At 71.2% G+C, this 14532-nt stretch carries 9 protein-coding genes and 2 pseudogenes; 6 read left to right on the plus strand and 5 right to left on the minus strand.

The window, feature by feature from the left end:
* Window positions 1-76: 76 nt before the first annotated feature.
* From OG870_RS41130 to OG870_RS41145, 4 genes and pseudogenes are all read right to left on the minus strand, one after another.
* Window positions 77-1175 (minus strand): annotated as a pseudogene (locus OG870_RS41130) (MFS transporter); the annotation flags it as partial.
* A gap of 163 nt (window positions 1176-1338) precedes the next feature.
* Window positions 1339-4095, minus strand: coding sequence for a bifunctional YncE family protein/alkaline phosphatase family protein (locus OG870_RS41135; RefSeq protein WP_266592055.1), 2757 nt, complete (start codon window positions 4093-4095; stop codon window positions 1339-1341).
* 3 nt (window positions 4096-4098) lie between these two features.
* Window positions 4099-5457, minus strand: coding sequence for an ABC transporter permease (locus tag OG870_RS41140; protein WP_266592057.1), 1359 nt, complete (start codon window positions 5455-5457; stop codon window positions 4099-4101).
* Entirely contained in the window at window positions 5454-6395 is a 942-nt protein-coding gene (locus OG870_RS41145; protein ID WP_266842515.1) for an ABC transporter ATP-binding protein, read from the minus strand. The genes OG870_RS41140 and OG870_RS41145 overlap by 4 nt, the downstream gene beginning before the upstream one ends.
* Window positions 6396-6787: 392 nt before the next feature.
* Between OG870_RS41145 and OG870_RS41150 the strand changes: the two genes are divergently transcribed.
* Both OG870_RS41150 and OG870_RS41155 read left to right on the plus strand, forming a co-directional pair.
* The gene (locus OG870_RS41150; RefSeq protein WP_266592061.1) at window positions 6788-9088 is read left to right on the plus strand and encodes an eCIS core domain-containing protein; all 2301 of its coding nucleotides are present in this window, start codon (window positions 6788-6790) and stop codon (window positions 9086-9088) included.
* A 95-nt stretch (window positions 9089-9183) separates the two neighbouring features.
* Window positions 9184-9511: pseudogene (locus OG870_RS41155) on the plus strand (MFS transporter); the annotation flags it as partial.
* Between the two features lie 114 nt (window positions 9512-9625).
* Here the strand turns inward: OG870_RS41155 and OG870_RS41160 are convergent.
* Window positions 9626-10417: a COG4705 family protein gene (locus OG870_RS41160; protein WP_327692021.1), complete on the minus strand. Its 792-nt coding sequence runs from the start codon at window positions 10415-10417 to the stop codon at window positions 9626-9628.
* 200 nt (window positions 10418-10617) lie between these two features.
* Here OG870_RS41160 and OG870_RS41165 point away from each other — a divergent pair, with 200 nt between their 5' ends.
* The 4 genes from OG870_RS41165 to OG870_RS41180 are packed head-to-tail and all read left to right on the plus strand — an operon-like array spanning window position 10618 to window position 14381.
* Window positions 10618-11565: an ABC transporter ATP-binding protein gene (locus OG870_RS41165; protein ID WP_266592065.1), complete on the plus strand. Its 948-nt coding sequence runs from the start codon at window positions 10618-10620 to the stop codon at window positions 11563-11565.
* Window positions 11562-12401, plus strand: a complete 840-nt coding sequence (locus OG870_RS41170; RefSeq protein ID WP_266592067.1) for an ABC transporter permease — start codon at window positions 11562-11564, stop codon at window positions 12399-12401. The genes OG870_RS41165 and OG870_RS41170 overlap by 4 nt, the downstream gene beginning before the upstream one ends.
* A gap of 58 nt (window positions 12402-12459) precedes the next feature.
* Window positions 12460-13716, plus strand: a complete 1257-nt coding sequence (locus tag OG870_RS41175) for a sensor histidine kinase (protein ID WP_267125380.1) — start codon at window positions 12460-12462, stop codon at window positions 13714-13716.
* Complete coding sequence (locus tag OG870_RS41180; protein ID WP_266530450.1) at window positions 13713-14381, plus strand: response regulator; 669 nt, start codon at window positions 13713-13715, stop codon at window positions 14379-14381. Before OG870_RS41175 ends, OG870_RS41180 begins: the two co-directional genes overlap by 4 nt.
* The last annotated feature ends 151 nt before the right edge of the window (window positions 14382-14532 follow it).

A 14532-nucleotide genomic window follows, 5' to 3' on the forward strand; every position in this document is an offset into this window, starting at 1 on the left:
CCGGACACGCCGCTCGGCCCGTGGATTCAGCCGACCGGTGGCGGCGGCTCTTCGCGACGGCCTCCGTTCGGCAACCGAGCAGCCGGTCGCCGACCAGCACCGCGCAGGCCCCGACGGTCAGCAGCCCGCCGGAGAGGAAGGTGCCCCGCACGCCGGCGAGCGGCAGGACCAGTCCTCCGAGTGCGGCGCCCGCCGCGATACCGGCGTTGTAGGCACCGGAGTTCGCCGCGAGCGCGATGTCCGTGCGGCCCGGCGCGCACTGCAGCATCGCGTTCTGGGCGGTCATGAACACCGGCCCGAGCGCACCACCCATCAGCGCCAGGAACACCACGGCAGCCACCGGGTCGGTACCGGACGCGTACAGGCCGAGCATGCCCACCGCCTGCGTGGCCACGGCAGCGGTCAGTGCGGACCGTGGGAAGCGGTCCAGGAACATCCCGGTGATGCTCACCCCGGCCAGACACGCGACACCGAAGGCCACGAAGAGGACGCTGACCGTGCCCGGGGAGAACCCGCTCACCTCGCCCAGGAACGTCACGATGTAGGTGAAGCCCGCGAACGCCCCGGTGGCGGACAGCGCTCCCGCCGCCAGCACCGTCCCGAACCGGCGGACATCGGGCCTGGTTCCGTAGGCGGCGGGCTCCTTCTCCGGACGCGAGGTCGGCAGCAGGACGGCGACCGTGACGAGTGAGACGAGCCCCAGCGCCGCCGGCGCGCCGATGGGCACCTGCCAGTGGCTCTGCCGGCCCAGCCAGGTCCCGGCGGGGACACCGAGGACGAGGGCGAGCGAACCGGCGACGGACAGCGCCCCGACCACCCCGCCCTTGGACCTCGGGCCCGAAAAGGCCCACCGCGACCGGCCCCGTCACGGCCCAGAACAGCGCCTGGGCCACAGCCGTCAGCAACCGCGCCGCAAGGAGCACCCCGTACGAGGTCGCCGGCGCCGCCACCAGACTGGACACGACCAGCGCGGCCAGCAGTCCGGTGAGCACATGACGTCGGGGCACGGCCCGTGGGACGTGGGCGAGCGGCAGGGACGCGACCGCCACCGTCAGGCCGTAGCCGGTGACCAGAAGACCGACCGCCGGCAGGGAGACCCGCAGGCTCTCGGAGATGAGGTCCAGCAGACCGATCGGCAGGTTCTCCGCCGTGTTGAACGTGAAGGCGGCCAGCATCAGCGCGCCGAGCACCGTCGGCCTCCGCCATGGAGCCGGCGGCCGCCCGACCTCACGGCTTCTTCCCGCGCCCGTCCGTCGCGCCTGTTCTGTGACCCCTTCCATGCAACAAGCGCAACGGACTCACGGGTTCCTCCGCAACCGAATTCATCGGCCGCCTGTCTCAGCCGTCGGACTCCGGCGACGGGATGTAGGCGCCCGGCACGTCGTCCGGCGCGAAGACCTTGCTGTCACCGGGGTACGGCTTGGTCCAGTTGTGCGTCTGGTACCACGTGTAGCGGTTCATCTGCGTGGGGTTGGCGTAGTCGGGCACGGCGCCCGGCCCCGTCAGCCGCTGGTGCTTGGCCCAGGTCTTCCACTGCGCGGCGAGGTTCTGCCTGGCCTCCGGCACCGAGGTGGACGTCGGCGCGGCCGCCGCCTTGGTGTCCTGGGGCGCCGGGGTGTCCGAACCGCAGGTGGGCTGGGGGCTCACGCCGAGGGTCAGGGAGGTCCGGTTGGGCACCGCGGTGAACGGTGTGGTGTTCGCCTTCGGGGTGAACGCGCCGTACATCGGGGTGGCCGCGCTGTCGAGCTGGTTCATCGGGTGCATCCCGAGGATCTGCTCGATGGTGCGGACCATCGTGATCTGCGAGTAGTAGTGGTTGTCGACGGTGCCGTGCTTGGCGTACGGGCTGATCACCTGGACCGGGGCACGGTGGCCGTCGACGTGGTCGAGGCCGTTCTGCGAGTCGTCCTCGACGACGAAGATCGCCGAGTCCTTCCAGTACCTGCTGTGCGAGATCTCGTCGACCATCCTGCCGACCGCGAGGTCGTTGTCGGCGACCTCGGCGGACGCGTTCGCCGGACCGCCGGTGTGGTCGTTGGAGAACCAGAACATGTTCAGGTTCGCCGGACCGTTCTTCTCGAAGTCCTGCTTCCAGATCTGTTCCTTGTAGATGTCCGGGACATCGAGGTCGAACAGCGGGAAGCCCTGCACCGACACCTTGTTGAGCGAGGGGATCGCCGAACCCGTCTTGATCGGGTACGCCGTCTGCTGCCCCGTCGCGTCCATGTTCTTGGTGTCGCAGTACAGGTTCTGCCAGGTCGCGCCGGCCGGCTTGGTCTCCAGCGACTGGAACTCGCCGAAGTCCTTGACGGACTTGCCCGCCGCCTGCGCGCCGGACCAGATGAAACCGGTCTTCTGGTGGCCGAGGGCGTCGTTCTCGGTGTCGTAACTGCGCTGGTACTCACCGGCCGAGGACTCGGTGTACTCCGGGTTGTCCGACTGCATCAGCCAGTTGTGGCCCTCGGCGGAGTTCGTGCCGACGTCGTAGAAGTTGTCGTAGAGCCCGAACTGCGCGGCCAGCGCGTGCTGGTTGGGCGTCACGTTCTCGCCGAACGTCGTGAGCGACGAGTCGCCGTTGCCCTGTGGCAGGTCGCCGAAGACCTGGTCGTAGGTCCGGTTCTCCTTGACGAGCAGGAAGACGTGCTTGATCGTCGAGGGGTCGCCGAGGCGCACCGGGACCGGCAGCGCCTTCGCGTGGCCCTTGCCCTTGGCCGTCAGGACCGAGCCGGGCGTCCAGCCGTTCTGCCTGAATACCTTGGCGGTCTGGGCCCTGATGACGCTGTCGTCCGGCAGCTTGAACTGCGTCAGGCTCGACGTCGTGTCGTGGGTGCCGTGGCCGGCGCCGGCGGTGGGGCGGCGGGCGTCGATGCCGCGGGTGTTGGAGACGACCACCTGCTTGCCGACGGTGGCGATCTCCGAGGGGAAGTAGTCCGTGGGGAGCAGGCCGACATAGCGGGCCGGCTGCTGCGGGGAGGTGTAGCGGTAGACGGCGACCGCGTTGGCGCGGCCGAGCGTCACCAGCAGACGACCGTCGTCGGTGAGCGTCACGGCGTTGGGCTCGTAGCCGACCGACGCCTCGGGCCACGGCTGGGTGGCGATGGTCTGTACGACCCTGTCCTTGGCCGTGTCGATGACCGAGACGCTGTTGTCGGCGGTGTTGGTGACGAACACCGCGCCCTTCTTGGCGTACACCGCGGTGGGGTGCAGACCGACGTCGATGCTCGCGACCGCGACGGACGGGTCGGCCAGGTCGATGACGCTGACCGTGCCGGTGGTGGTGGCACCGGTGTCCGGGTCGGCCGGCACGTCGGTGCCGTAGGAGTTGATCGTGGTGTCGCCGACCCGGGCCGGGCGCCCGCCCTCGTTGCTGACGTAGAGCTTGTCGCCGACCATGGCCAGGCCGCGGGGGGCGGTGCCGACGGCCCAGCTCCGCTTGACGGTTCCGGTGGCCGCGTCGATGGCGACCACCCGGTTCTGGCCGTTGACCGCGGAGTACACGGTGGAGCCGTCGGCCGAGAACACGGCCGCGCCGACCAGCGCGTGCTTGGCGCCGTCGGCCGGGATCGAGACGGTCACCGGGTTGGAGAGCGTGCCGTCCGCGCCCACGGTGAACCTGGTGTAGCCGTCGGTCTGGCCCAGCCACAGCTGCTTGCCGTCGGGCGAGTACGCCGGGCCCTCCTGGCCGACGGAGCCGTTCTTGATGCGCAGGTCGTCGGCCGCGTTGGTGCCGGCCTTCTGCTTCACCTGGCCGGTCGCCAGGTCCATGACCACCAGCGACGCGTCACCGTCGGCGACCGCGGCCGTGAGGTGGGTGCCGTCCGGGCTGACCGCCGACGACATGATCTTGCCGTCGTTGATGACGGTGCGGCTGCCGTACGGCTTGATGTACTGGTCGCTGGAGATGACCTGCCCGTTGGCGGTCTCCTGGGCGACCTGCTGGGTGCCGAAATGCCACGTCGAGGCGACCGCGGCGCCCGTGACGCCGAGCGCGACCGCGATGCCTGCCGTCACCAGCATGGCGCGACGGCCGACGCGTCTGCCGAAGAGGTCGATCCGGTCCTTCTGCTCAACCCGGCGCTGCCGTGTTACCTGCATGGACTATCCCTTCGAGGTGGTGTCAAGCAGGTCGACGCTTCCGTCGAACTGCCAGAGCGGGTTGGGTGCGTCGCCTGTCGAGGTCCGCAGCAGGAAGTAGCCGTTCACTTCCTTCGGCCCGTCGCCGTCGGCCACGAACCGCCCGTCCGAGGTGATGTCGAGCTGGTAGATGGCGGTCCCCGCGACCGGTGCACTGGGGAGATGCCAGGTCACGACGCAACGCCAGTCGTTGCCCGCGCCCTCCTGGGCGGCTCGGCCGTCGCTCTTGGTGCAGGCGGCCGTGGCGCGCAGCTGCGCCTCGGTGACGGCGGGCCGGTGCAGCTGCCGGGTCTGCAGGCGGTAGAGGTGGGCGAACGCCGTGGCGAGTGACCGCTGGACCTTGTCCCGCTCGATGCCCGAGCCCAGGGAGGGGGTGGCCGCGGCGACCGCGGTGACGGTGAGGGCGGTCAGTGCGACCAGCGGCAGCAGCCCGACGGTGAGCGCGCGGCGCCCGGCACCGTCGTAGGCCGGGTTGGTGAAGTCGCGTCGCAGGAACAGCAGAAAGGCCAGCGCGGTCGCGAGCGCAGCCCACACCAGGCTGACCACGACGCCGGTCAGGAGTGGGGCGAGCTGCGCGGGGCCGGTGAACAGACCGTTCCAGGAGATGAAGGCGTAGCCGGGCAGGGCGAGTCGCACGGCGACGGGCAGCGGCAGCATCTGGGCGACCGACATCGCGAGCGCGACGAGCGGGGGCAGCAGCAGCCCCATCGGGGACCGCCCCAGCGCGACCGATCCGAGGAACCCGATCGCGGCGAGGGCCAACGTCGGAGCGAGGGCGCAGCCCCAGGCGAGCAGGACCCGAACGGCCGCGTCCCCCGGCGCCAGCAGATGCCCGTCGAGACCGACCAGCGGCTGGTTGCCGACCGCCACGAGACCGCCGGCCGTGCTGGAGGCGGCGAGCCCCGCCATGAACAGCAGGACGACGGTGAGGCTGGCCAGCGCCTTCGCCACGAAGATCCGCCGGGGCGACCGGACCGCCACCAGCAGATGGCGCCAGGTCCCGAGCCGGTCCTCGACGGCGAACACATCGCCCGCCACCACCGAGGTCAGCAACGGCAGCGCCCAAGTGCCCGCGAAACCGAGCATCACCAGCGGCCCGGCCCACCCCGTGGCGTGCATCCAGCGACCGAATAGGGTGTCGGACGGGAGCGTGCTCTGCCGGCTCACCCCCGCGACGAACAGCGCCGGCGCGATCCAGCAGGCGAGGACCAGCAGGCGGATCCGCCACTGCGAGACCAGCTTCACCAACTCGAAGCGATAGCCGCGCGAGACCGGGACGCGGCGGGCGACGGCGGCCTTGTCGTCGGCGACGGTCGCGGTCATCGGCCGGCCTCCTGCTGGTCCGTGAGGGCGAGGAACGCGGCCTCCAGAGGCGACACCACGGGCGCGAGTTCGCGCACCGCGATGCCCGACCGCACGAGCCCGGCCACCAGTTCGTCGAGGGCGGGCACCAGCGCGCGCACGACGAGCAGCCCGGCGTCCTGCCGTATGCCGGTGCCGTCGACGACCCGGATGCCGGCCGTGTCGGCGGCCAGCCGGCGTGCGGCAGGCAGGTCGGAGGTGCGCAGCCGGTAGTCGAGTTCACGGTTCTCGGCGGCCAGCTTGCTCAGCGGGCCGGAGAAGACGACCCGTCCGGTGGCGAGGATGGTGACCTCGGAGCACAGTGCCTCAAGGTCGTCCATGCGGTGGCTGGAGAGCACGACACCGGTTCCGTCCGCGGCGAGCCGGGTGAGGACGGCGTGCACATGTCTCTTGCCCGCCGGATCAAGGCCGTTGGAGGGTTCGTCGAGCACGAGCAGCCGGGGCTTGGTGAGCAACGCGGCCGCGAGACCGAGTCGTTGACGCATTCCGAGGGAGAAGCCGCGGGTCCGGTCGTCGGCGACATCGGTGAGCCCGACCTCGTCGAGTACGTCGTCGATCCCCGCCGTCCGTGCGTCGTGGCCGCGGAGTCCGGCCAGCGCCGCGAGGTTCTGCCGGGCCGTGAGCGAGGGGTAGAGGCCGGGCGCGTCCACGAAACCGGCGACCCCGTCGGGCGCGGCGAGCGCCCGCTCGACCGGCGTCCTCAGGATCTCCAGCCGGCCGCCGTCGGCGACGGCCAGGCCCAGCAGCAGGCCGAGCAAGGTCGTCTTGCCGGCGCCGTTCGGTCCGACCAGGCCGTGGATCTGACCCTGCGTCACATCCAGGTCGATGCCGTCGAGTGCGACGACATCGCCGAAGCGCTTGGCGATCCCACGGGCCCGGACCGCGAGGAGTCTGTCCATAGTCCCTTCTCCTGCATCTCTCAGGGAACATAGGGACCACGCACAGCGCGGGCGGGGACGGCTGGTTGAACGCCCATGGAACGGATCGTCAAGGCATCGGCAAATGCGCGTGACGGACCGGCCGCTATCGGGCCAGACTTGGGCAACACCGCAGGCCTCGGAGCCCGTACGCAACGCCACTTCTCGTAGTGACCGGGCCGCCCTTCTCGTTCGACATGCACATGGACGACATGGCGCTGAGCGGCAGGCGCGTGAGTGGGTGCGGCTCGTGATCCGTCCAGGGCAGCAAGCCTGCCCGGCCGTTACCCCCAGGGACCTTCCGTGATGCCCTGACCGACGTGATGCTGGGTGCGGACCTCGCTGTCGGAACCACCGGAACGACCGGAGATGCCATGCGCGTTCAGGAGCCCGGCCGGGATCGCCGTGACCCGGAGCGGCCGACGCGGCACTCCGCGCCCGCCGCCCACGACCGTCTGGACCCGGTCACTTCGGAGGGCGCCGGCCCCGCGCGCGTCCCGGGGACGTTCTCTCCGCAGCGCCTCGTCGCACTTCAGCGCGCCGTCGGCAACCGGACCGTGGCCGCGATGCTCGCCGAACGGCACGGTCGCGGCGAGGACCCGCACGCTCACGAAGAGGATCACGCGCACGCCGAACACACCCACGGCGAGCCGGTCCAGCGTGCCGCCACCGTGGACCACGGCCACGAGGAACCCGTGCAGCGTGCCGCCGCGCACACCGTGCTCCGGTCGGCGGGCCGGGCGCTGGAGGCGCCGCTGCGCACCGAGATGGAGGCCCGCCTCGGCGCGGACTTCTCCGGCGTACGTCTGCACACGGGCGCCGTCGCCCAGCGTTCGGCGCAGGAGCTGGGCGCCCGTGCGTACACCTCGGGAGAGAACGTCGTCATCGGTTCGACGGGTGTCGACAAGCACACCCTCGCCCATGAGTTGACGCACGTCATCCAGCAGCGGAAAGGCCCCGTCTCCGGCACCGACCACGGCGACGGACTGCGGCTCAGCGACCCGTCCGACCGCTTCGAGCGGGCAGCCGAGGCGAACGCGAAGCGGGTGATGGCGGCGCCGCCATCACACTCGCACCGGACGGGGGACGAGGGGCAGGCGGACTCGGCCGGTTCGCCCTCCCGCGGAGCGCGGGACACGGGCGGGGCCGGGACCCCCGACGTGCAGCGCGCGGTCGGGTTCGAGTTCGAGGCGCAGTGGAACGTGCGCAGGATGGAGGACGACTCGGAGGATGTCCGCGCACAGCGGTCCCAGGAACGGCAGCAGCTGATCGACGCCAGGATCCTGGAGATCTTTCTCTCCTCCCATTCTCCGTACCACCGGCGGCTCAAGCCGCAGGAGCAGGCGCAGGTGGCCGACGGCAACGCCGACGCGCTGCGGGCCCAATGGTTCGGCCACGACGGCCAGTTGACCGCGGCCGGTGCGCAACGCCTCGCCGATCTCGACGTGACCGACTCAGAGCGCCAGGGCCTGGTGACCACCCTGCTGGTCAGGGGGCAGGTGTCCGAGGAGCCCCTGGCGGGCGAGAACCTCGGCAAGGGGCGGGTCGACGGGCTCGTCGTGGCGGGCAACAAGTTCGACCTGACGGCGGACGCCAGCCCCACAGGCGGCTCCAACCTGGAGTGGATCACCGACCCGCTCACCTCGCTCGCGGAGGTCGGGACGGTCATGGACAACCTGACCGCCATGGCCCGCTACCTCGACGGCCGTCGCGGCGATGCGTACATCCCCTCCGAGGACGTGACCGCGGGCGGCGGGACCCCCCAGTCCCGCCTGCGGATCTACCCGGACGGAAACCCTCTCAGCTTCGCCCCGCAGGCGACGCTCGGGGCGCGCCTGGAGCGTCTGCCGAAACTGATCGACTATCTCGCGAACCGCGAGCCGATGAGTGTGATGGAGCGCGTGCCCGTGCTGGGGGCGGGGCGGGTCAAGGGGCGCGCGCAGGCGTCCGCCGACCTGTCGGCGGGCGGTCTCGGTGAGCTCCCCGCGGCCCGGGCCGGTGCCGACGCCGCGATCACGGCGCTGCTGCCCCAGCTCGGCTTCCAGCCGTCGAGGTCCGACACCAAAGCGCTCACCGGCCTGGTCATGCATCTTGCCGCGTACCTGATCCAGGGTCAGAACCTGCAGCCGGGTGCCAACGCCAAGTCGATCGCCGGGGCCCTGATGGCCCGTACGGACTTCGCCCACGCCTTCAGCCTGCTGTCGCCGAACCTGACGGGCCACTTCCAGGCGAACCGTGACGAGTTCGTCGCTCTCGTCCTGCGGGCGGCGGGGATGACCGGCCGTGGCGGCGAGCGGGTCTTCGGCAACGAGGTCGAGCGAGGTCTGGCCAACGACCGGACCCGGACCACCGTCGAACTGACCCGCAACGCCTGGCTGAGCGCCCTGCCGTCCGGCTCCGACCTGCTCAAGAACTGGGACCACCTGACCGTGGACGAGCGGGACGTGGTGGACGACGAGGACGGCGCCCGAGCCGTCCACAAGTCCCTCGGCGCCCTCGGCGCCCAGCAGAACCTCGTCGGCCCCCAGGGCAACCAGGAGGCGGTCGTCGCCGAACTGCGCCGCATGAAGGACAACGTGCCGACGGCCAACCTGAAGCAGCTGGCCGTCGCCGTCTTCACCCTCGTCGAACAGCTCAACGCCCAGCAGACGTTGCGCTACGAGAAGAGACGTTGACCGCGGCTCTTGGCCGGGGTGTCTCGGGGCCCTGCCCGAGCACGTGCGCCTGCACCTGCGCTTCGTCGAGGCCGTCCCGGCGCCGGGCGTCACCCACCTCCGCTACGACCGACAACGTCGTGGACACCCTCAGCTCGCGCGGCGAGCCGTGGCGGCACCGCGCAGTCCGTGGCCCGATCGGTGGCGGCGACCGTCACCGGCAACGCGGACAGCCGCACGCCCACCTGCGACGGCCCGACCGCGGTGGCCATGCGAGACGCGATGTCCGCCGTCCGCATGGACTTCGCCGAGGCCAACAAGTGGGTGTTCTACGGCATGGCCATCGCCCTCGGCATCGGATACCTGTGCGCCCTGCGCCATCCTGGCGGCCGCGCACAGGACCGCGTCGAGGAGAAGCCCGCACGGGACCCCGTCGAGCGGTGAGGTCCTCAGTTCCTCGACTTCTCAACTCCCCGATGTCTCGCACGCCTTCGCCGCCCCGGAGCACGAGCAGACGTCGCGGGGGTGACGGCGCGCCCCGGGTGGCCGAAGAACGCCTCAGGCCGCGGCGTGAGCCCCCGTATCGCGCTGTGACACGGCCACGTATCCCACGAACCCGATGATCGCGACCGTCCACGCCAGGGTGACCGGCGCCAGACCGAGGCCGAGGCCGCCGCGGGCGTGGCCGAGTGCCATCCAGTCGGCGAGCGAGGCCCCGAGGGGGCGGGTGATGACGTACGCCGTCCAGAAGGCGGTCACCGCGTTCAGGGCGCCGAAGCGGTGGGCCAGGGCGGGCACGCAGATGCCGGCGGCGAAGAGGGCGACCGAGCCCAGGTAGCCGAAGCCGACGGTGGCGGTGAGGTCGCCCGCGGCGGTGCCGAGGGCGAACGTGGCGAGGACGGCCGCCCAGTAGAACGCCTCGCGGCGGCGGGTTTGGACGGTGTGGATGGACAGGGTCCGCTCGCTCGCGTACCAGAGGACGAAGACCGTGGCCAGTACGGCGAGGAAGGCTGGGGCCGACACCCCGTAGGGCACACCGAGGCCGACGTGCAGGACGTCGGCGGCCATGGTTCCGAACACGCTGACCATGACGACCGCGGTCCAGTACGCCCGGGCGACGTACCGGCGGAAGGAGAACTGGACGGCCAGGGAGACCACGAGGCCGAGGCCACCGAGCGCGACCGCCGGAACCGGGCCGAACGTATGGGCCAGAAGGTCCGACGCCGTCTCGCCCATGCCCGTGGTCAGCACCTTGATGATCCAGAAGCAGGCGGTCACCTCCGGCACCTTGTTCGCCAAACGGCGTACGGGGACGAGGGGACGGTCGTCGAGAACGTGCTCTGCGGTCATGATCCGCACGATGGCACTTCGACCCTGAACGCAACCTGAACGGTGCGCGGGGAAGCGACGGCACGTAGTACCGCGGTACGACCCGACCTGCGTGGATCAGTCCCCGGTACCACCGGATCGGGACGTTTCGCCTCCTAGCGTGGTCGGTGAGGCGTCAGGGGCCACGGACGGGCGCCGGTGTCCGACAGGAAGAAACGCGAATGATCGACGCACAGCAGCTGACCAAGAGGTACGGCGAGAAGGCGGCCGTCGACGGGCTGGACTTCACCGTCGAGGCGGGCACGGTGACCGGCTTCCTGGGCCCCAACGGCGCGGGGAAGTCCACGACCATGCGCATGATCGTCGGGCTCGACGCTCCGACGAACGGCTCCGTGACGGTCAACGGTCACCACTACGCCCGGCACCGGGCCCCTCTCCAGGAGGTCGGCGCCCTGCTGGAGGCGAAGTCCGTCCATCCGGGCCGCTCGGCCTACAACCACCTGAGGGCGCTCGCGCTGACGCACGGGATTCCCCGTCGCCGGGTCGACGAGGTGATCGACCTCGCGGGGCTCGGCAGCGTGGCGAGGAAGCGGGCCGGAGCCTTCTCCCTCGGCATGGGCCAGCGGCTCGGCATCGCGGCGGCGCTGCTGGGCGATCCGCAGACGGTGATGCTGGACGAACCCGTCAACGGGCTCGACCCGGAGGGCGTGCTCTGGATCCGCAATCTGCTCAAGGCCCTCGCCGACGAGGGCCGGACCGTGTTCGTGTCGTCCCATCTGATGAGCGAGATGGCCCTGGTGGCGGACCATCTCATCATCGTGGGACGCGGGCGGCTGCTGGCCGACACCACGGTGCGGGACCTCGTTCGCGAGGCGGGCGGCGACACCGTGAAGGTGGCCACGCAGGACCCGGCCCGGCTGCGGGACGTACTCGCGGGCCCCGGTGTCGACATCACGGGCCGCGCCGGCTCCGAGGAGCTTCAGGTGTCCGGACTCACTGCCCGCGAGATCGGCCTGAAGGCGGCCGAGCACGGGATCCCGCTGTTCGAACTGACCGCACGGACCGTGTCGTTGGAGGAGGCGTTCATGAACCTGACCAGAGACGCCGTGGAGTACCACGGCTCCACGACCGGCATCGACACTCTTCTGGCCGACGGGAGGGCGGCATGAGCACCCTCACCGCGACCGTCGAGACACCCTCGGCCACTTCGCGCCGTCCCGCCTACCGGGTGACGGGACGGCGCGTGCTGTCCTCGGAGTGGGCGAAGCTGTGGTCGCTGCGTTCGACGTGGATCACCCTGGGTCTCGGCCTGCTCTTCCTCGTCGCCTTCGGGCTGATCGCCGCGAGCCGCTACAAGTCGGGGATCGACTCCGGCGACATCGACAAGCACTTCGCCGACTCGACGGCCGTGAGCCTGTCCCTGTTCGGCACCAACTTCGCCCAGCTGGCCCTCGGCGTGCTCGGCGTGCTGGTCACGGCGGGGGAGTACTCGACCGGCATGATCCGCTCGACGCTCGCGGCCGTACCGCGTCGGCTGCCCGTGCTGTGGTCCAAGGCGGCCGTGTTCGGTGTGGTCGCGCTGGTGGTCGGCACCCTGGGCGCGTTCGTCGCCTTCGGGTTCGGCAGCGGCATCGTCTCCGGCACCCCCGCCGCGATGAGCCTGACGCACGCGGGAGTTCTACGAAGTCTGCTGGGCGCCGGACTCTACCTCGGCCTGGTCGGCGTGATCGGCACCGCCCTCGGCGCACTGCTGCGCTCGGTGGCCGGCGGCATCTCGGTGCTCGTCGCCGCCCTGATGCTGATCCCGGGGCTGATCTCCCTGCTGCCCAGCTCCTGGCAGGACAACATCAGCCCCTACCTGCCGAGCAACGCTGGCGAGTCGATGTTCGCCCTGACCCACGACGCCACCAGCCTGTCGCCCACGGCCGGGCTGCTGGTCTTCCTCGGCTGGACGGTGCTCGCACTGGCGGGCGCGGCGTACCGGCTGGTGCGCAGCGACGTCTGACCGGCCGCACCATGGGCAGGTGACCACCTTGACGACCACCACCGAAGACGTCACTGGGATGGGACCGCTGGTCGCCCGGCTCGCCCGGGGCGGCCAGCGGCTGCGGCAGGCGGACCGGGCCCGCCCCTGGGTGCTGGACACCGCGGTGGTGGCGCTGGTCTTCCTGATGTTCTGCCTGCCGGACCTGCTGCACGGGGGTGCCGGGGACGGCGACGGTCCACGCCGGTTCCGGCTCGCCGTCACCCGGCTGCCCCTGGCGGCCATGCTGGTTGTGCAGGCCGGTCTGGTGCTGCCGCTGCTGTGGCGGCGGCGCCGGCCCATGGCGGCCTTCACCGCCGTCGCGGTCGTGTTCGTCGTGCAGTGGTCACTGGGCGCCGCGCTGCGTGCGGACATCGCCCTGTTCATCGCCCTGTACAGCCTGGCCCTGCACGGGCATCCACGGCAGTTGCCGTACGCCTGCGGGGTGATGGCGGCGGGAATGGTTCTCGTCGCGGTGCGCATCTCGTCGGCCGTGTCCGTCTGGGACGCGCTGTTCTTCCTGCTCAGCACGTCGATCGCGGCCCTGGCACTGGGGCTGATGGTGCGCATCCGGAGGGCCCAGCTCGCCGGGTTGCGGGAGCGGGCGGCGCGCCTGGAGACGGAACGCGACCAGCGCAGCAGACTCGCGGCCGCCACCGAACGCGCTCGGGTGGCCCGCGAGATGCACGACATCGTCGGCCACAACCTGTCCGTCATCATCACCCTCGCCGACGCCGGCGCGTACGCCACCGACGCCGCTCCCGAACGCGGCAAGGAAGCCCTGCACCTCATCGGCGATACCGGCCGGACGGCCCTGGGTGAGCTGCGACGGGTGCTCGGCGTGCTGCGGGAGGCGTCCGACGTCCCCGCCACGACGCCCGAGCTCAGCCCGCAGCCCGGCCTCGCCGACATCGAGGCGCTGTGCGACGGGGTGCGCACGGCCGGCCTGGAGATCGTGTACCGGACCGTCGGTGAGGTGGACGCCCTGGACCGGGGCATGCAGCTGACCGTCTACCGCATCGTCCAGGAAGCCCTCACCAACACCCTGAAGCACGCCGGAGCCGGAACACGGGTGACACTGTCGGTCATCGTCGAGGACGACCGGCTGGTCATCCGGGTCCAGGACAACGGCCGGGCCGGACGCCCCGGACCATGGAACGAGGAAGGACACGGCTTGGTGGGCATGCGAGAACGCGCGGCGCTCTACGGAGGCGACATCAGCGCCGGCCCCGCGACCGGTGGCGGCTGGACCGTGCGGGCCACCCTCGACCTGACACCCCAGGCAGGTGCCCGGTGACCACGGTGCTCGTCGTGGACGACCAGCCGCTGCAGCGCTACGGCTTCCGGGTGCTGCTCGACTCCATCCCCGAGACGGAGGTGGTCGGCGAGGCCGCGCACGGCGCCGAGGCCGTCCGCAAGACCGCCGAACTGCGCCCCGACGTCGTCCTGATGGACGTACGGATGCCGGGTATGGACGGCATCGAGGCGACGCGCCGGATCACCGCCGCCGGCGGCCGCTCCCGTGTCCTCGTACTGACCACGTTCGACGTCGACGAATACGTGCACGCCGCCCTGCGCGCCGGAGCCAGCGGCTTCCTCCTGAAGGACGCGCGCCCCGAGGAACTCCTCGCCGGGATCCGCGCGGTCGCCGCGGGCGACGCCGTCATCGCACCGGCGCTCACCCGCCGCATCCTGGACGAGTACGCCGAGCACGTGTCCGCCGGCCGGAGCGACGCGAGCGAGGACCCGCGGCTGACCTCCCTCACCGACCGCGAGCGTGAGATCCTCGTCGCCATCGGCAAGGGCTGGACCAACGGCGAGATCGCGGCCCGCTTCGTCGTGTCCGAGTCCACCGTGAAGACCCACGTCGGCCGGGTCCTGGCCAAGATCGGCGCCCGCGACCGCATCCAGGCCGTGATCTTCGCCTACGACTTCGGACTGGCCCGACCGGGCACCGGATGACGGGACGGCGGAGGCGGGCCCGCCGGTAGTCAGGATGCGTTCAGGTATCCGGTGGCACGGTCGGGCCTCATGACATACGAGACGTCACAGACCTCCGCGTCCTAGGCGGCCGGAGCCCAGGCGGAGTCCTCCGGTCGACGGCCGCACTGGA

The organism is Streptomyces sp. NBC_00461 (assembly GCF_036013935.1).
Classification (GTDB): Bacteria; Actinomycetota; Actinomycetes; order Streptomycetales; family Streptomycetaceae; genus Streptomyces.